Origin of the sequence: Parvibaculum sp., from assembly GCF_049651025.1 — a bacterium.
In the GTDB taxonomy this organism is placed as follows: Bacteria; Pseudomonadota; Alphaproteobacteria; order Parvibaculales; family Parvibaculaceae; genus Parvibaculum.
The window spans coordinates 1-20,084 of the sequence record NZ_JBASBH010000113.1 but is presented as its reverse complement, the minus strand read 5'-3'; the positions used below and the strand labels follow the sequence as shown (position 1 = coordinate 20,084).

Here is a 20,084-nt window from a genome sequence, read left to right as displayed (position 1 = left end):
GCAGGTGTCTCTTCAAAATTTCCGGTTCAGATGACGCGCGCCACTCTCCTTTTCGATCTTGACGGTACGCTGGCCGATACGGCGGGCGACCTGTGCGAGACCATGAATGCCGTGCTCACGCAGCATGGGCGGTCCCGCGTGCCGGAAACGCGCGTGCGACATCTGGTCGGTGGCGGCGCGCGGCTTTTGATGGAGCGCGGATTTGCCGAAACGGGCGAGCCTGCAAGCGAGGCCCTGCTCGACCAGACATTCAACGAATTCATCGCCTATTACAGCGCGCATATCGCCGACCACACCAAGCTCTGGCCGGGCGTCGAGCCGCTGCTGGCGCGTCTCAACGATGCGGGCATCGGCCTTGCCGTCTGCACCAACAAGGTCGAGAGTTTGTCGCGTCAGCTTCTGGCGCAGCTACGCATCGATCACTATTTCCCGGTCGTCATCGGCGGCGACACGCTTGCCGTCAAAAAGCCCGATCCCGAACATCTTTTCGAGGCGGTGCGGCAATTGTCCGGCGATCCCGCGACAACGATCATGGTCGGCGACAGCGAGGCCGATATCGACGCGGCGAAAAATGCGCGCATCCCCTCGATCTGCGTCAGCTTCGGCTATACGCGCGTGCCTGTGCCTGATCTCGGTGCAGATATCATCATCGATCACTTCGATGAATTTCCGGGCGCGTTGGCAAAGTTGCTGCCCGCGCATTTCGGCGGCTGGCGCTAGACCACTTTCACCCTGCGCTCGCCGTCGACCAGTTCGATATCGGCATATTCACAAATCCCCTCGCCGCGCTGAAAAACGCTGACGGCGATGAGCCAGACGCGCACGATACGCGCAGGCGGCGTGCCAATGGCGCGCGCATAATCCGCCTTGACCGGCCGATCCTCGGCGAGCCAGCGGCCCAGCTCCTCCGGCTTTGAGCGCAGCACCCAGTGCGTTTCCACCTGGTCCCAATAAGGCAAGGGGCAGCGGAAGATCGTGCCTTCGGCAAGCGAGCCTGACCACATATAGGTGAGGTCCTGCCCGTTATCGAACTCGACCGCGATCGAGAGATAATCATGCGTAGGCTGAATGTCTTCCGGCAGGTCGCAAGGCAGCTTGTCCACCTTCCAGCGCCAGACGAGCCGCACCGTATCGGTCAGCGGCACATCGACGGGGAACTGCAGAATGCCGACATCCTGATTGGTGTGGCAATGAATGTGGCGGCCATGCTCGCCCTGCACGTCGCGATAAATATCGCCATCGCCCAGACGCCAGAGGTAGCGCGCGCCTTGCGGCGTCGGCACGGGATTGCGCGCCTGATCGAGCGCGCGAGCGACGAGGCCTTCATAGTCGCCCGCATGGGCAAGCGCTTCCAGGCCGCGCAGGGCGTCGCTCTTCCAGACGATGATGCAGACACTCAGAGAGCCCGTGATGCCAGCCCGCGGAAAGGCCGGATCGAAACGACCATGCTCGTCCGCCCATTCGCCCGGAGGCTTGGCCACCACGAAGAGCGGCCCGCCCTGCGCCATGCGCAAGCTGGCGGCTTCCCCCGGCGTCTTGACGATGGTGCCGTTGTCGCCCGCCCGAAGCCAAATGCCAAGGCGCGGCCCGAAGCGCATATCGAGCGCCTTCGACGCCCATAATGTGCCGGCGGCAATAACAGTCACTTCCTCGCCCGGCTCGACGGAGAAGTTCGCAGCCGCCCAGCCTGCTTCATTGGCCTCAAGCGTCAGGATTGCTGTCCGGCTGATTTCAGATGCGACAGTGGAACTGGCGAGAAGCTTTGAGATTGCCGCTTCGAACGCCGGACCGCCCGCGGGCCCGGTCGATTTCGGCCTCAGCTTTGCCGCAACGCCGCGCCCCGCAAGCCGCATCAGTGTCGTGACCGCCCGCAAGCCAGCGCCATTGGCCATAATCGCCTCCCCCACCCTGTTGATCGCACGACCCACCGCCGCCGCTGTGCCGGAGCATAACGCGGGAAGCCCAGTTCGGAAGCTCAAAACCATAACCTGCGTCCGCCGCTTGACTTACGGAATGGGCACAGCTTATAGACGGCCCTCAGGGCGGTTAGCTCAGTTGGTAGAGCACTGTGTTCACATCGCAGGGGTCACTGGTTCGAGTCCAGTACCGCCCACCATTTCCCCCGATAGCTTTAGTTTCTTTGCCGCCCGCATCACGCGGCGCGCAGTCGCTCCGCGTGCCAGTTCAGGTGGTCGGTCATAACCGTCTGGATGAACCAGTAGGAGTGGTCGTAGCCTTCGTGGCGGCGCAGGGTGAGTTGCTGACCGGAGGCGGCTGCGGCTTGTTCGAGCGCTTCGGGGTGTAGCTCGCGCGTCAGAAACTGGTCGGCCAGGCCTTGATCGACAAGGATCGGGCCGGGAAAGGGTTTCGCGCGCATCAGCAGGCTCGCATCCCATTCGGCCCATGTCGTCCGGTCGGTGCCGAGGTAGTTGGTGAATGCTTTCTCGCCCCATGGTACGGCGACGGGATTTGAGATCGGGGCGAGAGCTGAAACCGATTGCCAGAGGCCGGGATTTCGCAATGCCGACACAAGCGCGCCATGGCCGCCCATCGAGTGGCCCGCAATGCCGCGCAGGCCCGCACGCACCGCGAAATTCGCCTCGATCAGCGCAGGCAATTCCTTGTTCACATAAGTGCCCATGCGATAGTTGGCGGCCCAAGGCTCCGCCGTCGCGTCGAGATAAAAGCCCGCGCCGGAGCCAAAGTCCCAATCATCGTCTTCGCCGGGCAGGTTCAACCCGCGCGGGCTCGTGTCGCAGGCGATGAGCGCCAGTCCAAGCGTCGCGGCGAGGCGCTGCGCGCCCGCCTTCATCATGAAGGTTTCCTCGGTGCAGGTGAGCCCGGCGAGAAAATACAATGCCGGCACGGGGCCCTGCTTTGCCTGAGGCGGCATGAAGACGGCAAAGCGCATGTCGGTGCCGGTCGTCTGCGATTGGTGGGCGTAAAAACCCATCATGCCGTCGAAGCAGACATGTTCGCTGCGCGTCTCGATGCTCACAAACCATTCCTTCTTTGCCAAAACCGCCGCTATTTTGCAGCAACGGATCGGTTTTCGCCAAAGAAGGATGGCGGGTCAAGCGTGGCGGCCAAAAGCGCCTCGCAATGCGCCTGTTTCTTCACCCCGTGCGGAAAAGCGGCACGACGGAGTGTTCAAAAGGCACCTCGAACCAGAAGCAGGCGCCTTTCCCCGGCCTGCCGCGCGCGCCGATCTCGCCACCCATAAGCGTAACGAGGCTTGCACTGATAGCGAGGCCAAGACCCGTGCCGCCATAGGTCTTTGAAATTTCCCCGTCGGCCTGCACGAATGGCTTGAAAAGCCGCTCCGCCACTTCATCGGCAAAGCCGATGCCGTTGTCTTCCACTTCGAAGCGGATGCGCACGCTCCGATGCTCGTGGCCCGTGACGCGCGCGCGAACTTCCACGGCGCCGCCTTCCGGCGTGAACTTGAGCGCATTGGAAATGAAGTTCGACAAAATCTGACGCAAGCGCCCTTCATCGGCAAGCAAGGCGTCGGTCGGAATATCGCCCTGATCGATATCAAGCCTGATGCCCTTCTCGCGCGCCTTTGCCGACCAGAACAAAAGCGACTCGAAGAGAGCCGAAAATTCCAGCGGCTTTACATCAAGCTCGATCTTGTGCGCCTCGATTTTCGAGAAAATGAGAACGTCGTTCAATACGGTGAGAAGACCCACTGAAGCGTCGTGAATGTATTGCGCATATTCGCGGGTCTTGGGCTCCTTGCTCATTCGTGTGAGCAGATCGGAAAACCCCATGATCGCGTTCATTGGCGTGCGGATCTCGTGGCTCATCGTCGCCAGGAAATCCGATTTCATGCGGCTTGCTTCTTCCGCGCGGGTTTTTTCGAACACCGCCGTCTCAAAGGCGTGATCGAGGCGGAGGGATTGCTCCTGCTCCGCCTGAATTTGTGCGAAGGTTTCGAAATATTTCTGCCGGTTGAAATGCATGATGACGGCGGCAGTGCCGAACAGCATCAGGCAAAGGACCAAAGATGTTGCGTTCAAAAGCTGCGCTTGCTCCGCGGCAAACAGCACCAGCGTAAACGGCATGGTCAGCGCGACGAGATTTGCCCAGACGCGCATCGTCGGCACCCAGGAGCAATGCGTCATCAGGCTGGCGCCGAAAACCACCGCGGTCACGACGAAACTTGTCGGTTCGGCCAGAACCCAGTTGTAGCCTGCGATGGTGTAGGTTCCGACAGCGGCAACGTGGAATAGTCCGGCTTCGCTCCAGCACTTTTCCGTGTCGATATCGGCGATTTGTTTTTTGACGGAGCGCCGCCAGATCAGCGTGCCGGTGTCGAGCGCGGCAGCGGCGAGAAACCAGCCGAGGCCGTTGCTGAAGCCGTTCGCGCTCATGGTGGTCAGCGCGAGGGCCAAAGGGAAGGAACAGCGGAATAGATAGAGGCGGTCCTCCATCGAAATCCAGTAAAGAAGCACTCTGCGACGAATATGCTCTTCAGAACTCATGCACGCCCACGCTTGTAAAGGCGGCGCACGGATTTTTCTCCGCGCCGTTGAAGGTCATTATTCCACCGGCGTTTTAAGGGGTGCTTTCCGAAATCGTTAAAAATGGAGCGGCAATGGCGGCTATCTGCGGCTTGCCGGTAAAAAACGACGGATTTTTCCACCCATCATCGTTAATGTTCATTCACCATTTACCGCTAGAAATGCTATGCAGGCGGTTCAAGCCTGAGGGAGATGGGCGCTTCCGATGAAGGAAAAGGAACTCAGGCTCGCGCTGGTGTGCTACGGCGGCGTTTCGCTCGCCGTCTATATGCATGGCGTGACGAAGGAGATCCTCAAGCTGGTGCGCGCGTCGCGCGTTTATCACGGTGAGGATAATCATCTCCGCCGCCAGTCCTCCACCTATTCGGAGCTCGACCAGGCGCATGGCCGCGAGCGCGATACGGAAGAAGTCTACTTCGAGCTTCTTCAGGCGATCGGCACGACATTCGACTTGCGCATTTTCGTGGACACGATTGCCGGCGCTTCGGCGGGCGGCATCAATGGCGTTCTTCTGGCCCGCGCGCTTGCCCATGATCTCTCGCTGGATCAGCACCGCAAGATGTGGCTCGAGCAAGCCGACATTCTTGCGCTGATGGACGAGGATCATATTGCCGGCAAGTGGAGCAAGCTCTTCATGAAGCCGGTCTTCTGGGCGATCAACAATCGCTGGTTGACGCAATTCGCGCCGGACGCGGAAATGCGCCAGAAGCTGTTGCTGTTCACGCGGTCGCGCTGGTTCAAGCCGCCCTTCTCCGGCAAGATCATGACGACCATGCTGCTCGATGCCTGCATGGCGATGGAGGAAGGCGCGGAGGCCGGTGCCTCGCTGCTGCCTGTCGGGCACAAGTTGCAGCTCATCGTTTCCGTGACCGATTTTTACGGCTATACGCAGGATATTCCCCTTCACGATCCGCCGTCGATCCGCGAGCGCGAGCATCGCCATGTGCTGAAGTTCGACTATGTGCAGCATACGGCGGGGCGCACCGTCACGGACTTCGACAAGGCGCATGTTCCGGGGCTGGTTTTCGCCGCGCGCGCGACATCGTCTTTTCCCGGCGCTTTTCCGCCCGCCCAGATCAGCGAAATAGACGAGGTTCTCGTCGGGCGGCGACAGGGCTGGCCGACGCGCGCCGAATTTCTCGCCTCGAACTTCAAGCCGCTCATCGCGGCGGGCGCCGATCCGGTCAAGACCTCGTTCATCGACGGAAGCGTGCTCAACAACAAGCCTTTCGGCGAGGCCATCGCTTCCCTGCGCGGACGGCCCGCCTATCGCGAAGTGGACCGGCGCATCGTCTATATCGATCCCGATCCTGAAGGCGGCCATCTGGAAGCGGGCGGCGCGGCGCCGGGCTTTTTGCACACCATTCGCGGCGCCTTGTCCGATATTCCTCGCAACCAGCCGGTGCGAGACGAACTTGAATCCGTGCATCTGTTTTCGGAACGCGTGCGGCAATATCGTCAGGTCGTCGGCGCGACACGGCCACATGTCACGGAACGCGTGCGCGATCTTCTTGGCGAGGAACCGAGCATATCGCCCACGGCGGAAACACTTTCCGAGTGGCGAAACAGGGCCAATGGGCAGGCCGCCGTCGAAGCGGGCTATGCTTATGATGGATATATTCAGCTCAAGGTCAGTTCCGTTCTCGACCGATTGACGCTCTTCATCGCCGAGACGAGCGGCATCACGCACAATCCGAGCAAATATCTCGCGCTGTCGCGCGCGGTCGAGGCGTGGGCCAATTCCCGGCATATTTTCCCCGTCAAATGGACGCGGGTGCAGGGTCATGTCGAAACGCCGACGGCCCAGACGTCATGGGTGCGCTTTCTGCGCGATTTCGATTTGAGTTTCCGCATCAGGCGATTGCGCTTTGTCGTGCGGCGTCTGAACGAGCTTTATGAAGAAGGCGCGGGCGAACCCGATCACACCAATGCGCTCGACGAATTCAAGGCCAGTCTTTACGAGAGCCTTGAGCTTTTGAACTCGCGCCCGGCAAATCGCATCCAGACGCCGGAAATCAAGCATATGTGCGTCCAGATATTCGAGGATGGCGTTGCCGAACCTGCCGAGATCGAAGCGCTGGTGCAGAAGATGGGACCGGCGCTCGATCTGGTTGGCGCCGATGCAATCGTCGACCAGACCTTCGCCATCATGTCGCAGAGCTATCTGCCTTTCGCGCCGCGCCTCGAACTTATGCATGCCTATGTCGGCTTTCCGTTCTTCGACGTGCTGACGCTTCCGCTCAACAAGTGGAACGATCTCGACGACGTGGACACGGTGCAGGTGGACCGGATCAGCCCGGAAGATGCGAAGGCGATCCGGCAAGGCGGTGCGCAGGCCACTTTGATGGGCAGAAATCTCGGGCACTTTGCGGCGTTTTTCAGCAGGCGCGCGAGAGAGAATGACTATCTCTGGGGCCGCCTGCATGCGGCCGACCGGCTGGTCGACATCGTTGGCAGCGCAGGCTCGTCTTCCGGCGCAATAGCGGGCGTGGATTTCACCAATCTCAAGGCGCGCCTCTTCCGCTCCATCCTTCGGGCGGAAGCACCGCACCTGACAAGCGTGCCGGATCTCATCGCCGATATTGAACGAGAACTCGTGGCACGCTTCGGCCCGCCCGATCCGGGCGCATCAGAGGATGCGACCGCCGCCCCGACCGAACGCGAGCCGGAAAACGAGGCAGCAGCCGCAAGCTGATATTCGGCGCGCTCAGTGCTTGCCGATTGGAATATGCCGCATCGACGCTTGCGCCTCGGGGCGTTTGGGCAACGTCACCTTCAATATGCCCTTGTCGTAAGCCGCCTGGATTTTCGCATCGTCGATGCCTGGGGGGAGCGTGAAGCTGCGTTCGAAGCTGCCATAGCTGCGCTCGATCACGCGCGCATCACCCTCGCCTTCCATTTTTTCATAACGCTTCTCGCCCTTGAGCGTCAGCACGCCGTCCTGAATCCTCAGATCCACATCCTTCTCGTCGACCCCGGGAAGTTCGGCCGTCAAGGTGATCATCTTGTCCGTTTCGTGAATGTCGATTTTGGGCATAGCGTCGCTTGCGCCCATCGTTGCCATGCCGCTAAGACCGGGGCTGTCCCACAAGCCGACGGAGCGCCCGAATGCACGGTCCATCAGCCCGAGCATTTCTTCCCGGAATGACTGAAAAGGATCGCGGGGAAAATGGGCCGAGCCGCCATTGCCGGAATGTGTCATGAGAGATTTAGCCATGTTTAACTCCTTCCTATCTGACCAACCGTCAGCCTTGCGAAGAGAAACGCGGATAAGTCGCCTGTAATCTAATCACTCACCTGGCTGCGGACATGGCCTCGCAGGCTGAAAGGTTTTGCGCGCCGGATGGCAAAGGCACTTCTGAATCGGCCATCCAGGCTTCTATGTCTTTCCAGACAAGTTCCCGTTCAAGATCGCGCAGCAGCATGTGATAGCCGTCACTATAGCACGCTGCCGTGACGTTTACATGTGCATTGCGCATCGTACGCAGGGCGTTGGCGACGGGGATAGGCGGCACCACCTGATCATGCGCGCCATACATCAGCAGCACCGGCACGTCGATGTGGGGCGCTGCCATTGCCGCCTCGTCCATCAATTCGACAAGGCCGTAAATGGTGCCGATCTGGGTTTCCTTGATGACAAGCGGATCGCGGCCCAGCGCTTTCAGCATTTCGATATTGTCCGATGGCTGAATGTTCAGCCCGCGCCCCGTCACGGTCATGGCGGGCAGCATGTGGGCGCTCATCCAGAGGACGGTCTCGTAAAACGCGTTCATTTCGCGCCAGCCCCAGACGGCGGGAGCCGCGAGAATGACGCCGTCGACCTTCGGCGGCTTGGCCGAGGAGAAAGCGCGCATGACGACGCCGCCGCCCATGCTTTCGCCCAGAAGATAGACCGGCAGGTCGGGATGCTCCTTGCGCACAAGCCGGATGACCGCGTCGAGATCGTCAGCCATGCGCGCGCCGCCCGCCCAGAGGCCGCGCCCCGGCGCGCGCCCGAAACCGCGCTGGTCATAGGCATAAAGCGTCACGCCGCGCTGCTGGAACCAGCGCCCGGGCATGTCGAATGCATTGAGGTAATCGTTCATGCCGTGAACGCCGATGATGATCGCATGGGGCTCACCGGCCGCCCAGACATGGAGCGGAAGGCGGGCGCCGTCCGAGGCGACGATGTTCGTGTTCTCGATGCGCGGTTCGAATGTCGGATTGCCGGTTGCCATCAGGCGCGGCGCGCAGCCCAGGCTTAGTGCGGCCACGAGAGCGGAGCCCAGCAACAATCGAAACATGCGCGTCATTCCTTGCCTCTGGCCTTCCTTTTTGCGTCCGTGGCGACCAGTTCGCGAACCCTGGCGCGCAGCACCGGCAGGAGTTCCGTTTCGAACCATGGGTTCTTCCTGATCCAGCCGTTATTACGCCATGAGGGATGTGGCAGCGGTATGGCACCGGGGCCATAGTCTCGCCAGGCGGCGACCGTTTCGGTGAGGTTTTTCCTCGCCCGAGCACCAAGATGCCAGTCTTGCGCATATTGCCCGACCAGCAGGGTCAATTCGATCTGGGGCATGAGGCTGAAAAGATCGCCATGCCAGCGCGGGGCACATTCCCGGCGGGGCGGAAGATCGCCGCCTTTTGCATCCTGACCGGGAAAGCAGAAGCCCATCGGCACGATGGCCACTTTCGTGACGTCGTAGAATTCTTCCGACGTCACGCCCATCCAATCACGCAAGCGGTCGCCGCTGCGGTCGGTGAAGGGCATGCCGGATGCGTGAACGCGGGTGCCCGGCGCCTGCCCGGCAATGCAGACACGCGCGGTGGACGAGACGCGCAGCACGGGGCGCGGCTGATGCGGCAGGGGCGCGCCCACCGGCTGCTCGAGGCACAGGCGGCAGGCGCGAATTTCGGCGGTGAGCTTATCGAGGCGGGTGGCCATAGACCCACTATAGCTCAGCCGACTTCCTTCAGCATATTGCGCGCAATGATGACCTGCTGAACCTGGCTCGTGCCTTCGTAAATGCGGAAAATGCGCACGTCGCGGTAAAGCCGCTCGATGCCGTAGTCAGCCACATATCCGGCGCCGCCATGGATCTGCACTGCCCGATCGGCAATGCGGCCCACGGCCTCCGAACAAAAAAGCTTCGTGCAGGAGCTTTCAGTTGCGACATTTTCGCCCGCATCGCGACGCTTTGCGGCGTCGAGCACCATGCAGCGTCCGGCGTAATGCTCCATCTTGGAATCGGCAAGCATGGCTTGCACGAGCTGCAGATTGCCGATGGGAGCGCCGAACTGCTTGCGCTCGGCGGCGTAGCGGGTCGAATCTTCCACGAGACGGTCGGCAACGCCCATACAGACGGCGGAGATGTGCAGGCGTCCGCGTTCGAGAACCTGCATCGCGGTGACGAAGCCCCTGCCCTCCTTGTCGCCGAGAAGGCATGAGGCAGGGATGCGCGCATTGTCGAAAATCACGTCGCAGATATGCGCGCCTTGCTGGCCCATTTTCTTTTCAGGCTTGCCGATCGAAATGCCCGGAATGTCGCGCGGCACGATGAAGGCCGAGACGCCCTTTGCGCCGGGCGTCTTCGGGTCCGTGCGGGCAAGAAGCGTGAAGGCGTGGGCCTTGTTCGCATTGGTGATGTAGCGCTTTGTGCCGTTGACGATGTAGTGATCGCCGTCGCGGATTGCCGTTGTGCGCAGCGAGGCGGCGTCCGATCCTGCTTCGGGCTCGGTCAGCGCAAAGCTGATGATGACTTCGCCGCTGGCGATCTTCGGAAGCCATTCGGCTTTCTGGTCTTCACGGCCATGCATGACAATGCCCTGGCTGCCGATACCGACATTGGTGCCGAAGACGGAGCGGAATGCGGGCGAGGTGCGCCCCATTTCGAACATGAGGAGGCATTCCTCCTCCATGTTGAGGCCAAGGCCACCATATTCGACGGGAACGGAAATACCGAAAAGGCCCAGTTCCTTCATCTCTTCGATGATCTCGGAGGGCACCATGTCGTCCTCCGACACCTTGTCCTCGATAGGACGAAGGCGCTCGTCGACAAAGCGCCGAACGGAGGAAATGAGCTGTTCACGTGTTTCGGCGTCGAGGGCCATGGTCGCTCCGGCTTGTAAATTGAGGTCGGGGCGGAATTTAGGCCATGAAACCGAGGGGGGTCAAAGACTGAAAAACGTCGCGTCGGCAGTCGCTCACATCGACCGGCTCAAATGGCGGCGATTTCAGTCGCAAGTCGCTCGGAGGCGGAAATCTCGCGATAGGCGGTCACGGTGAAAATCCGGTCGGTCCGTTCGCCTGTGAAGGAAAGCGGCATATAGGCGGCCTCAAAAGCGAGATGCCCGCGCCCGAGGAATTCCATGTTGCCGCCTGCGCCAATCGGACGGCGGCGGAGCGCGACGATCTTGTAGACCTCTTGCAACACTGAACCGAGGTTCGGCCGCTCCTTATCGACATCGAGAACGGAGCGACCGCGGTAATTCGCGCCATGCGACGCCGCCACTTCCTCGCCGATCAGCCGATAGGTCAGCTTAAAGGGATCGTGATCGACCTGTATCATCATGAGGTTCGGCATGTGGCGGGCGAAATCGACGGGGTCCATGTCCTGCGGACATGGCATGAGCCGGTCGGCGCGCTTGCGATACCAATAGTTCAATATTTCAAGGACCATGGGATCGCTCAGGTCCCGCAACTTGCGAAACCCGGCGCCGCTTGCTCCAGCGGCGGCAATCAAAGGATCTTGTTCATTCATATCGAACTCCAGGCTTCCGTCCCGCCGCGAAGATAAACAGGCAAGGCTAACCGGAGGTGAACAGTCTATTTCGGATTGCGCGCAGTTCCTGATAAGAGACCACTAAATCGAAATTGAATAATCGCAGGTTCAGAGTTCATGTCGAAAATACCGAGCGCGCGCCTTGCCGGCTATCAGGCCTGGGATGGTACGGACCCTTTTGAAGACCATGCAGGTCCGTTTTTCTTCAAGAAGGCCGACAATGGCGAAGTGACCTGCGCCTTCGAATCGACGCCGACCCATTGCAACGGCGGCGGCTTCCTGCATGGCGGGGCGCTGATGACTTTTGCGGATTTCTCGCTTTTCTGCATCGGTCAGGATGTGCTTGGCGGCCCGGCCGTCACCGTTTCCTTCAATGCCGAATTCACGGCGGCGGCAGGCCCGGGCGAAATCGTCGAAGCGCGTGGCGAGATCGTGCAGAATACCGGCAGCATGGTCTTCCTGCGCGGGCAGGTCTACACAGGCGCGGGGGACGCGACCCGGACCCTCCTCAATTTCAGCGGCATCGTGAAGAGGGTGCGGCGCAAACCTTGAAGAGCTTGCGATGGTCACTTTAAGCATTCTCGATCAGTCCCCGATCCGCAAAGGCGGAACGGCGGCCGAGGCACTCGCCAATACGATCGATCTCGCGCGGCATGCCGAACGCCTCGGCTACAAGCGCTATTGGCTTGCCGAACATCACAACACCTCGTCCTTTGCCGGATCGGCGCCGGAGGTGATGATCGCTGCCGTCGCGGGCGCGACATCTCAAATCCATGTGGGTTCGGCGGGCGTCATGCTGCCGCATTACAGCCCGCTCAAGGTCGCCGAACTTTTCCGCCTTCTCGAAACGCTTTATCCCAGGCGTATCGATCTCGGCCTTGGACGCGCGCCGGGCTCAGACCAGCGCACGGCGCGGGCGCTTCAGCCGGGGCCGAACGCCTATCCCATCGACGTGTTTCCGCAACAGATCGAATTGCTGATCCAGTTTCTGGAAGATTCCACCGGTCTTGCGGGCGAGGCCGGCGGCTTTCCGATAGGCCATCCCTATACCGGCATTCATGCGACGCCGCGCGGACCGGGCCTGCCTGAATTGTGGATGCTCGGCTCGGGCGGCGATGGCGCGCAATATGCCGCGCAATTCGGCATGGCCTATTGCTTCGCGCATTTCATCAATCAGGATGCAGGCACGCAGCCGCTCGAGCTTTATCGGCGGAACTTCATGCCGTCGCGCAGGCTTGCGTCGCCCTATGGGTCGATTGCCGTTTCCGTCACCGTTGCGCCGACAGAAGAAGAGGCAAGGCGGATTGCAGCCTCACGCAATCTCTGGGTTCTGCAACTCCTGCAGAACCGCGCCGGCGCTTTCCCGACGATTGAGGAAGCGCTTGCCTATGATTATTCCGACGAGGAAAAGACCATGCTGCGCGCGGTCGAGCGACGCGGCATTGTCGGCTCGCCTGAACAAGCGCGTGGACGCCTTCTGCAGATGGGCGCGGAATATGGCGTCGACGACTTCGTCGCCCTCACCATCACCTATGACCAGGCCGACCGCATTCGCTCTTACGAGCTTCTGGCGCAGGCATTCGGGATCGCCTGAAATCAATCCCGGATTACGGCACGGCGCACAATGCGCTTTTCGAGCGCGATGCGCAGACGCACCTGCCGTTCTCTGGTGATCGGATACTGCCAGATGATCGCCACGCTGATCACCCAGAGTATAAGCGGCACAATGCAATACATTGCCGTGAGCGTGAAAAGCGATGCGGGCGAATTGCCTGCCGCTGATGGGTTAAAGCCAACCCAGGCCAAAATCGGCAAGGCAATACCGACGCCGACGGCCTCGAAAATCTTGCGCACCATGCCGATGAAGGCGAAGAGGAAAGCCGTGCGTTGCTCGCCGCTCTTGAGCGTGTCGAGATCCACGACGTCGGCAAGGATCGACTGACCGAGAATTGGTGCCGCACCGATTGTCAGTCCCTGAATGAGCGTAATCGCCATCATGCAGGGGAACACGGCGTCGGGATAATGCGGTTTTACCCAATAGATGACGACGGGTACCAGCGAGAAAACGAAGAGGCTCGCTATACCCGCATAGGCGATGCCGAGATGCTTGCCGAAGCGACTGCCGACAGACACCCAGATTGGCGAGCCCACGACACCAGCCGCGAAAAGCACGAAGATCAGTACGGTGCTTGCCTTGCCGAGTTCCGCCACATGCTCAAAAAACATCACGGCGACGCCGGCATTGATCGACCCGGCGAGCGCGCCGAGGATGGACGTGTAGAGTATGAGGCGCAGCGGCCCGTTGCCCATGATCACGCGAAAGCCACGGCGGAAGGGAATATGTTTCACCTCCTCGATTGGCGGCTCCTTGACTGACACCAGCGCGATGAACGCACAGATCGGCATCAGCGCGACCGTGAGCCAGCCGAGCGAGGACATGGCGCCGCGGCTTGCCGAATTTCCCCCTTGGTCCGTCAGGTAAGCACCGATGATCGGCGCCGTGATCGCCATCAACAGCCCAAGAAGCATAAATATTTCGCGGCTGCCGGTAATGCGGTTGCGCTCTGCATAGTCGCTGGAAATTTCAGCGCCCCAGGCACCGTAGGGAATGGTGATGAATGTGAAACCGAGATAGATGGCCGATATCCAGATCAGCAGATAGAGGTTGGAGACCTGCTCGGGCGGCACGAAGAGCATGTAGGAGGAAAGCATCATCACCGGCACGCCAAGCGCGAGCCACGGACGCCTGCGACCCCAGCGGGTGCGCGTCCTGTCGCTCAGGCGTCCGATCAGCGGATCGGTCACGACGTCGCTGAGACGCGCCAGCATGAGGATGAAACCCACCGCCGCGAGATTGAGCCCCAGTGTGCCCGAGTAGAACGGTGGAATGTAGATCGCGACGGGAAGCCCGATAACAGCCAGCGGAACCACGAGCTGCCCATAGGCGAAAAGTTGCCAGCGGCTCAGCCTCTTCGTTCCTATCGGTCCTGCATCCATCGTTAACGCCCTCCCCGGCGTCAATGTAGTAAACGAACCATACTATCTGTCGGTCGCCCGGCCCAATGTCAACGAACAATCGGATGAATTGAGCCTTCAGCCTGCGTTCATGCACAAGCTTCTATTTTCACGTCATGCCTGACGCTCAACGGCCGATGGCGAGGCCTCTTCCCGGACTCATTCGGGTGCGAGGGGAGAGCGTGATGGCGGCGTCCAGACCGTACCCCATGGGCGCCGCCATTCATTTTGTCTCAAGCAGCCGCGCTTTCCCTTGCGGAAACCCGCGCATGCCAGGCTTTCAAATTCGGGCAATCGGCAGGGATTTCGAGGCCGATGAATTTCGCAAAATCGATGGTGCAGAGTGCGGAAATATCGGCGACCGAGTAGTGCTGACCCGCAATGAAATCGCGCCCGACGAGTTCGCGGTCGAGCCAGCGCATGGCGTTGAAAGCCGTTTCGCGGTTTGCTTCGCCGAAATCGCGAAACTGCTTCACGATCTTAGACGTCCGCGCGTCCGCGTGACGCCAGACATTGCCCACAGGCCCCATGACGATGAATTCGATACGGCGGATCCACATGTCGATCTGCGCGATCTCGACCGGCGTCGCGCCGAAAAGGGCGGGCTCAGGATGCAGCGCCTCGAAATAACGGCAGATGGAGATGCTCTCTGAAATATGCGTGCCGTCATCAAGCTCCAGCACCGGCACCTGCCCCAGCGAATTTTTTTCCTTGAACTCAGGCGCCTTGTGCTCGCCTTTCATCAGGGAAATCGGCTCATAGGGAACCGCGATCCCCTTCTCGGCCAGAAAGATGCGTACGCGGCGCGGATTCGGCGCGGGATTGCCGACGTCGTAAATCTTCATTTCACTCTCTCCCTTTTGAATTTCATGTGATGAGGCCGATCACCGCGCCCGTCATCGATGTCGCAAGCGTTCCCGAAACGATGGCGCGTGTGCCGAGCGTTACGATGTCGGAACGGCGCGAGGGAGCGAGTGCCGTCAGGCCGCCGATCAGAATGCCGACGCTGCCGAGATTGGCAAAGCCGCAAAGCCCATAGACCATGATAAGCGCCGAACGCGGGCTCAGCGCCCCCTCGGGCAGATGGGCGAGATCGATATAGGCGATGAACTCGTTCAGGATCGTCTTTGTGCCCATCAACTGCCCCGCCGTTTGCATTTCACTGGCGGGCACGCCCATCAGCCAGACGAGCGGCGCGAAAGCCCAGCCGAAAAAGCGTTGCAATGTCATCGGCGCACCCCAGAGATCGGGCAGCGCACCCAGCATGATATTGACCAGCGCGACGAGCGCGACCATGACGATAAGCATCGCCAGAATATTGAGCAGCAGATAGAGCCCGTCGACGGTTCCGCGCGTCACGGCATCCATGCTGCTTTCATATTTGAGGAGCGAAGCATCATGCGTGGCGCCGGTTCCAGCGAAGCCCTCGCCTTCGGGCACCATGAGGCGCGCGACGGTAATGCCCGCAGGCAGTGAAATCAACGACGCGACGAGGATTTGCCCCAGCGCGCCATGCACCTCGGGTTCGAGAACGCTGGCGTAAAGCACCAGCACCGTTCCCGAGACGGAGGCGAGGCCGACCGTCATCATCATGAAAAGCTCGGCGCGCGTCAGGCGTTCGAGATGGGGCCGGATCAGCAGCGGCGCTTCGACCATGCCGACGAACATTGTCGAAGCGGATGCCAGTCCCACAGCGCCGCCAATGCCCATGCTGCGCTCCAGCACAAAGGCGAAGGCGCGCGTGACCTTCGGCAGAATGCCCCAATGCCAAAGCAGCGCCGACAGAGCCGACATGACGAGCACAAGGGGCAATGCCTGAAAGCCGAGGACAAAGCTGTTTGCAGGCTGCGTGACCTCATAAGGCGCAGGGCCACCACCCAGATAGCCGAAGACGAAGCCCGTTCCCGCCTGCGTCGCCTTCGTCAAGGCATCGACGGCGGCGTTCAACGCCAGCAGGGCTTCGCGCGTTGCCGGGACTTTCAGGAGCAGCAGCGCCACTCCGATCTGGATCGCGATTCCGGTCAGAACCAGGCGGGTCGAAAACGCCCCTCGCCGCTCGCTCAAACCCCAGGCGATGCAAACGATGACAGCGAGCCCAAGGGCGCTTTGCAGGGACAGCCAAGGCATGAAGGGCTCCGGGGAGACAAGGCGGGAAAGCGGCCCACATCATAGGGAGGCCATGGGTTCACGCAACGGCTCGCGGCGCGGCGATCCGGCCTCCCTTGACCCCTGCTTCCCGTTTGTGCACAAACTCCCCCCGAAACAGGCCTTCAAGTCCGGCGGGCCGCTCCTTGCGTGGAGCCCGTGCCCGCTCCCACAACACATCAACGGGAGAACCCCATGAGCATTCGTTTTGACGGCAAGGTCGCCATTGTGACCGGCGCAGGCGGTGGTCTCGGCCGCAGCCACGCTCTTGAACTTGCACGCCGTGGCGCGAAGGTCGTCGTCAACGATCTCGGTGGCTCGCGCGATGGCACAGGAGCCCATTCGGAAGCGGCGAAGGCCGTCGTCGAAGAGATCAAGGCGCTTGGCGGCGAAGCGATCGCCAACGGCTCCAGCGTGACCGACGACGCAGGCGTCGCCAACATGGTCAAGCAGACGATGGACGCTTATGGCCGCATCGACATTCTCATCAACAATGCCGGCATTCTGCGCGACAAGTCGTTCATCAAAATGGACATTGCCGACTTCCAGCTCGTCGTCGATGTGCATCTGATGGGCACCGTGAAGCCGACGAAAGCCGTCTGGCCGATCATGAAGGAACAGGGCTATGGCCGCATCATGGTCACCACGTCCTCGACCGGCCTTTATGGCAACTTCGGCCAGACGAACTACGGCGCTGCGAAGCTCGGCGTTTACGGTTTCGTCAACACGCTGAAGATCGAAGGCCAGAAGGACAATATCCGCGCCAACATCCTCGCCCCCGTCGCCTATACGCGCATGACGTCGGACCTGATGCCACCGGAAGCTGAAAAGATGCTGTCGCCGGAAAACGTGACGCCTGCCGTCATCTATCTCGTCTCGGAAGATGCGCCGACCGGCGTTTGCATCTGCGCGGGCGCGGGCGTTTTCGCCTCGGCGCGTATTGTAGAATCCGAAGGCGTGTTCCTCGGCGGCGACGATCTCACCGCTGAAAAGGTTGCCGAGAACATCGCGAAGATCACCGACTTCTCGAACGCAACGCCCTTCTTCATGGGCGGCGAGCAGACGGGCAAGTTCTTCAAGCTCGCGACCGGCGGAAAGTAAGCGCCGCTTCAGCGCAAAGCATCAAGAGGAGAGCCTGATGGCTCTCCTCTTTTGTTTTCGGGTGTCGATCAGTGATCCATGTGGTGGGCGTCGTCCGTCTGCCCATGTCCCGGCGCGGCGTCCTGCACCGTCATTGTCGCCTTGATCGAACCTGCATGCTCGAAAACAAAGGTGACAGGGAAGCTGTCGCCCTGTTTGAGCGCGGCATTGAGGCCGATGAACATGATGTGATTGCCGCCGCGTTCGAAGACGAGCTTTCCATGTGCCGGGACAGGCGCGTTGTCGAGCTTGCGCATCTTCATCACCATGCCTTCCATCGACATGGAGTGAAGCTCCACTTTCTTCGAAACATCGGCTTCGACCTTCAGCAGCGTGTCGCCCTTGGCCGCCTCGTTCTCGACCGTGAAATATCCGGCACCATTGCCGCCGACGACCGCAGCCGGGCGCGCCCAGACGTCGACGACCTTAAGGCCGCTCGCATCTTCCGCATATCCGACCGAAGAGAAGGCAGCCATTGCTGCGACGAGGGAAAGGCCGAGCAGGCTGCGGCGCATACCGATATTCATTGTGAAATCCTCCATTGGCCTGACACGGCCTCAAGACCAGGGCGAGAGGCATTGCTCTAGGCGAGCGACTTTTCCAAACGCCATACGATGACGGGTGAGCGCCCGTCCATATGACCCATATCATGATCTACGTCGGCAACGACAATCCAGCCATGTTTCTCGTAGAAACGCCGCGCACGATCGTTGCCCTTGCGGCACTGAAGCCAGATGCGCGTGTGGCCTTGCGCCAGCAATGCTTCTTCGGCGGCACGCAGCACAAGGGCGGCGACGCCCGTGCCGTGATAGGCGGGCAACACAAATACTTGTGCGATGCCGTCGCCCTCCCAGCGCGAGAAACCGACGACACGGCCATTGTCGACGGCGACGCTGTATTCCTCCAGCGGAGCGGACATTCGCTCGATAAAGAATGCCATTGGCCGCCGCGCCGCAATCTCGGGATCGAGATGGGCATGGCCCGCATGCCATGCATCGTGCCAAACGAGAGCGAGCGCCGGAATGTCTCCGGCGCTCGCATGTCTCATCGTGATGTCTGGCCGCGTATTGCTCAAAGCCCGAGGACCGCCTTCGCCATGATGTTCCGCTGCACTTCGTTCGAGCCTGCATAGATGGAGGCCTTGCGCAGCGAGAAGTAATAAGGCGCCGTCGTCATCGCATAAGCGGGTCCGACGGGCGGCTCGTTCGTTTCCGCCAATCCGTCTTCGACGAATGGCGTGATGTAGGAACCGACGGCTTCCACCGCGAGCTGCGAGATCGCCTGCTGGATTTCCGTGCCGCGGCACTTCAGCAGCGAAGACTCAGGACCGACATTGCCGCCGGTCGAAAGCGCCGAGAAGATACGAAGCTCGGTAAATTCCATCGCCACGATCTGCGAATTCAGATCGGCCGCAGCCGCCTGAAACTCCGGCTGATCGGCCAGGGTGGCGTCACCGACCTTTGTATCGGCAGCGATCTTGCGCACCTTGTTCAGCGAGCGATAAAGGCCCGCCGAATAAGGATTTCCACGCTCGAACTCAAGCAGATACTTCGCGTAGGTCCAGCCCTTGGTCTCTTCGCCGATCCGGTTTTCCATCGGCACCTTCACGTCAGTGAAGAAGACCTGATTGACTTCCTGATGCGGCGCGGGCGTTCCGTCGAGCAGCACGAGCGGCTCAACCTTCACACCCGGCGTCTTCATGTCGATCAGCAGGAAGGAAATGCCCTCCTGGGGCTTGCCCTCTTTCGAGGTGCGCACCAGACAGAAAATCCAGTCCGCCCACTGCGCCACAGACGTCCAGATCTTGGAGCCGTTGACGAGATAATGGTCGCCCTTGTTCTCGGCCTTTGTCTGCAGCGAGGCGAGATCCGAACCGGCGCCCGGCTCGGAATATCCCTGGCACCACAGAACATTGGTTTCGAGGATATCGGGCAGGAAGCGCTTCTTCTGTTCGGGCGTGCCGAACTTCATGATGACGGGCGCCACCATGGTCGGTCCGAAAGGAACGGTGTGCGGGACACCGGCACGGCCCATTTCAACGTCGAAGATATACTTCTGCGACGTGGTGAAACCGGGACCGCCATATTCCTTCGGCCAGTTCGGCGCGAGCCAACCCTTTTTCGCAAGCGACTTCTGCCACTGAACGTGGCTCTGCTTGTCGATATAGCCGTGTTTGGAACGCGCGTGTTTGGCGCGCATTTCCGGCGTATAGGCTTCTTCGATGAAGGAGCGCACTTCCTGACGGAAGGCTTCATCTTCCTTGCTGAAATTCAGATCCATGGGATCGCCTTATCCAATCTTGTCGGAGAACACGAGGCCCGGCGCGCCGCCGAGCAGCGAGCCAAATTTTGCACCTGCAGCCTTGAAATAGTCAGACTTGCCGTGCGCATCCAGATCCGCCTGCGTCGCGTACTGTTCCATGATGATGTAGGTCGATGCGTCAGCCTTCGACTTGAAGAAATCGTACTGAAGGCAACCCTTCTCATTTGCATGAACC

At 60.6% G+C, this 20,084-nt stretch carries 20 protein-coding genes and 1 tRNA gene; 6 read left to right on the top strand and 15 right to left on the bottom strand.

All coding sequences use genetic code 11. The features are described 5' to 3' along the window. Nucleotides 1-30: 30 nt before the first annotated feature. Nucleotides 31-720: an HAD family hydrolase gene (locus WA943_RS15110; RefSeq protein ID WP_424470724.1), complete on the top strand. Its 690-nt coding sequence runs from the start codon at nt 31-33 to the stop codon at nt 718-720. On the opposite strand, the gene WA943_RS15105 is transcribed toward WA943_RS15110, so the two are convergent. Then, nucleotides 717-1,892 (bottom strand): DUF3047 domain-containing protein, encoded by a 1,176-nt coding sequence (locus WA943_RS15105; RefSeq protein ID WP_424470723.1) that lies wholly within the window; start codon nt 1,890-1,892, stop codon nt 717-719. The two genes, WA943_RS15110 and WA943_RS15105, sit on opposite strands and share 4 nt — an antisense overlap. 148 nt (nt 1,893-2,040) lie before the next feature. Here WA943_RS15105 and WA943_RS15100 point away from each other — a divergent pair. Then, a tRNA-Val gene (locus WA943_RS15100) sits at nt 2,041-2,116 on the top strand. A gap of 36 nt (nt 2,117-2,152) precedes the next feature. Here the strand turns inward: WA943_RS15100 and fghA are convergent. Continuing rightward, a complete protein-coding gene (gene fghA, locus WA943_RS15095) occupies nt 2,153-2,998 on the bottom strand; it encodes an S-formylglutathione hydrolase (RefSeq protein WP_424470722.1) in 846 nt (281 codons plus the stop codon). Between the two features lie 118 nt (nt 2,999-3,116). Further along, entirely contained in the window at nt 3,117-4,487 is a 1,371-nt protein-coding gene (locus tag WA943_RS15090; protein WP_424470721.1) for a sensor histidine kinase, read from the bottom strand. Nucleotides 4,488-4,731: 244 nt separating this feature from the next. Between WA943_RS15090 and WA943_RS15085 the strand changes: the two genes are divergently transcribed. Further along, nucleotides 4,732-7,221, top strand: coding sequence for a patatin-like protein (locus tag WA943_RS15085; protein ID WP_424470720.1), 2,490 nt, complete (start codon nt 4,732-4,734; stop codon nt 7,219-7,221). Between the two features lie 12 nt (nt 7,222-7,233). On the opposite strand, the gene WA943_RS15080 is transcribed toward WA943_RS15085, so the two are convergent. The 5 genes from WA943_RS15080 to WA943_RS15060 form a co-directional block, all read right to left on the bottom strand. Then, nucleotides 7,234-7,743 (bottom strand): Hsp20/alpha crystallin family protein, encoded by a 510-nt coding sequence (locus WA943_RS15080; RefSeq protein WP_424470719.1) that lies wholly within the window; start codon nt 7,741-7,743, stop codon nt 7,234-7,236. 76 nt (nt 7,744-7,819) lie between these two features. After that, a complete protein-coding gene (locus WA943_RS15075; protein ID WP_424470718.1) occupies nt 7,820-8,818 on the bottom strand; it encodes a lysophospholipase in 999 nt (332 codons plus the stop codon). Beyond that, nucleotides 8,815-9,450 carry a uracil-DNA glycosylase family protein gene (locus WA943_RS15070; RefSeq protein WP_424470717.1) on the bottom strand — a complete coding sequence of 212 codons (636 nt, stop codon included), beginning with the start codon at nt 9,448-9,450 and terminating at the stop codon, nt 8,815-8,817. The genes WA943_RS15075 and WA943_RS15070 overlap by 4 nt, the downstream gene beginning before the upstream one ends. Before the next feature lie 14 nt (nt 9,451-9,464). Continuing rightward, entirely contained in the window at nt 9,465-10,616 is a 1,152-nt protein-coding gene (locus WA943_RS15065) for an acyl-CoA dehydrogenase family protein (protein ID WP_424470716.1), read from the bottom strand. Between the two features lie 107 nt (nt 10,617-10,723). Then, nucleotides 10,724-11,266: a PAS domain-containing protein gene (locus WA943_RS15060; protein ID WP_424470715.1), complete on the bottom strand. Its 543-nt coding sequence runs from the start codon at nt 11,264-11,266 to the stop codon at nt 10,724-10,726. A gap of 138 nt (nt 11,267-11,404) precedes the next feature. Here WA943_RS15060 and WA943_RS15055 point away from each other — a divergent pair, with 138 nt between their 5' ends. Together WA943_RS15055 and WA943_RS15050 are read left to right on the top strand one after the other, a co-directional pair. Next, complete coding sequence (locus WA943_RS15055) at nt 11,405-11,839, top strand: PaaI family thioesterase (RefSeq protein WP_424470714.1); 435 nt, start codon at nt 11,405-11,407, stop codon at nt 11,837-11,839. A gap of 10 nt (nt 11,840-11,849) precedes the next feature. After that, nucleotides 11,850-12,881 carry an LLM class flavin-dependent oxidoreductase gene (locus WA943_RS15050; RefSeq protein WP_424470713.1) on the top strand — a complete coding sequence of 344 codons (1,032 nt, stop codon included), beginning with the start codon at nt 11,850-11,852 and terminating at the stop codon, nt 12,879-12,881. A gap of 2 nt (nt 12,882-12,883) precedes the next feature. On the opposite strand, the gene WA943_RS15045 is transcribed toward WA943_RS15050, so the two are convergent. The 3 genes from WA943_RS15045 to WA943_RS15035 form a co-directional block, all read right to left on the bottom strand. Continuing rightward, nucleotides 12,884-14,284, bottom strand: a complete 1,401-nt coding sequence (locus WA943_RS15045; RefSeq protein WP_424470712.1) for an MFS transporter — start codon at nt 14,282-14,284, stop codon at nt 12,884-12,886. 251 nt (nt 14,285-14,535) lie between these two features. Continuing rightward, nucleotides 14,536-15,147 carry a glutathione S-transferase family protein gene (locus WA943_RS15040; RefSeq protein ID WP_424470711.1) on the bottom strand — a complete coding sequence of 204 codons (612 nt, stop codon included), beginning with the start codon at nt 15,145-15,147 and terminating at the stop codon, nt 14,536-14,538. A 22-nt stretch (nt 15,148-15,169) separates the two neighbouring features. Beyond that, on the bottom strand, nt 15,170-16,429 hold the full coding sequence (locus tag WA943_RS15035) for a NupC/NupG family nucleoside CNT transporter (RefSeq protein ID WP_424470710.1): 1,260 nt from the start codon (nt 16,427-16,429) through the stop codon (nt 15,170-15,172). 213 nt (nt 16,430-16,642) lie between these two features. On the opposite strand from WA943_RS15035, the gene WA943_RS15030 reads away from it, so the two are divergent. Continuing rightward, complete coding sequence (locus WA943_RS15030; protein WP_424470709.1) at nt 16,643-17,548, top strand: SDR family oxidoreductase; 906 nt, start codon at nt 16,643-16,645, stop codon at nt 17,546-17,548. A gap of 68 nt (nt 17,549-17,616) precedes the next feature. Here WA943_RS15030 and WA943_RS15025 read toward each other — a convergent pair whose 3' ends face one another. From WA943_RS15025 to WA943_RS15010, 4 genes are all read right to left on the bottom strand, one after another. Continuing rightward, nucleotides 17,617-18,114 carry a copper chaperone PCu(A)C gene (locus WA943_RS15025; RefSeq protein WP_424470708.1) on the bottom strand — a complete coding sequence of 166 codons (498 nt, stop codon included), beginning with the start codon at nt 18,112-18,114 and terminating at the stop codon, nt 17,617-17,619. Nucleotides 18,115-18,170: 56 nt separating this feature from the next. Further along, the gene (locus tag WA943_RS15020; RefSeq protein ID WP_424470707.1) at nt 18,171-18,635 is read right to left on the bottom strand and encodes an N-acetyltransferase family protein; all 465 of its coding nucleotides are present in this window, start codon (nt 18,633-18,635) and stop codon (nt 18,171-18,173) included. 23 nt (nt 18,636-18,658) lie between these two features. Next, nucleotides 18,659-19,867: an acyl-CoA dehydrogenase family protein gene (locus WA943_RS15015; protein ID WP_424470706.1), complete on the bottom strand. Its 1,209-nt coding sequence runs from the start codon at nt 19,865-19,867 to the stop codon at nt 18,659-18,661. 9 nt (nt 19,868-19,876) lie between these two features. Beyond that, on the bottom strand, nt 19,877-20,084 hold a 208-nt coding region (locus WA943_RS15010), incomplete at its 5' end, for a putative quinol monooxygenase (protein ID WP_424470705.1).

Bases quoted from the DNA above. Each gene is read 5' to 3' on its own strand.
- WA943_RS15110 (WP_424470724.1), top strand. From the start codon at position 31: ATGACGCGCGCCACTCTCCTTTTCGATCTTGACGGTACGCTGGCCGAT.
- WA943_RS15105 (WP_424470723.1), bottom strand. From the start codon at position 1,892: ATGGCCAATGGCGCTGGCTTGCGGGCGGTCACGACACTGATGCGGCTT.
- WA943_RS15090 (WP_424470721.1), bottom strand. From the start codon at position 4,487: ATGAGTTCTGAAGAGCATATTCGTCGCAGAGTGCTTCTTTACTGGATT.
- WA943_RS15085 (WP_424470720.1), top strand. From the start codon at position 4,732: ATGAAGGAAAAGGAACTCAGGCTCGCGCTGGTGTGCTACGGCGGCGTT.
- WA943_RS15080 (WP_424470719.1), bottom strand. From the start codon at position 7,743: ATGGCTAAATCTCTCATGACACATTCCGGCAATGGCGGCTCGGCCCAT.
- WA943_RS15075 (WP_424470718.1), bottom strand. From the start codon at position 8,818: ATGACGCGCATGTTTCGATTGTTGCTGGGCTCCGCTCTCGTGGCCGCA.
- WA943_RS15070 (WP_424470717.1), bottom strand. From the start codon at position 9,450: ATGGCCACCCGCCTCGATAAGCTCACCGCCGAAATTCGCGCCTGCCGC.
- WA943_RS15065 (WP_424470716.1), bottom strand. From the start codon at position 10,616: ATGGCCCTCGACGCCGAAACACGTGAACAGCTCATTTCCTCCGTTCGG.
- WA943_RS15060 (WP_424470715.1), bottom strand. From the start codon at position 11,266: ATGAATGAACAAGATCCTTTGATTGCCGCCGCTGGAGCAAGCGGCGCC.
- WA943_RS15055 (WP_424470714.1), top strand. From the start codon at position 11,405: ATGTCGAAAATACCGAGCGCGCGCCTTGCCGGCTATCAGGCCTGGGAT.
- WA943_RS15050 (WP_424470713.1), top strand. From the start codon at position 11,850: ATGGTCACTTTAAGCATTCTCGATCAGTCCCCGATCCGCAAAGGCGGA.
- WA943_RS15045 (WP_424470712.1), bottom strand. From the start codon at position 14,284: ATGGATGCAGGACCGATAGGAACGAAGAGGCTGAGCCGCTGGCAACTT.
- WA943_RS15040 (WP_424470711.1), bottom strand. From the start codon at position 15,147: ATGAAGATTTACGACGTCGGCAATCCCGCGCCGAATCCGCGCCGCGTA.
- WA943_RS15035 (WP_424470710.1), bottom strand. From the start codon at position 16,429: ATGCCTTGGCTGTCCCTGCAAAGCGCCCTTGGGCTCGCTGTCATCGTT.
- WA943_RS15030 (WP_424470709.1), top strand. From the start codon at position 16,643: ATGAGCATTCGTTTTGACGGCAAGGTCGCCATTGTGACCGGCGCAGGC.
- WA943_RS15025 (WP_424470708.1), bottom strand. From the start codon at position 18,114: ATGAATATCGGTATGCGCCGCAGCCTGCTCGGCCTTTCCCTCGTCGCA.
- WA943_RS15020 (WP_424470707.1), bottom strand. From the start codon at position 18,635: ATGAGACATGCGAGCGCCGGAGACATTCCGGCGCTCGCTCTCGTTTGG.
- WA943_RS15015 (WP_424470706.1), bottom strand. From the start codon at position 19,867: ATGGATCTGAATTTCAGCAAGGAAGATGAAGCCTTCCGTCAGGAAGTG.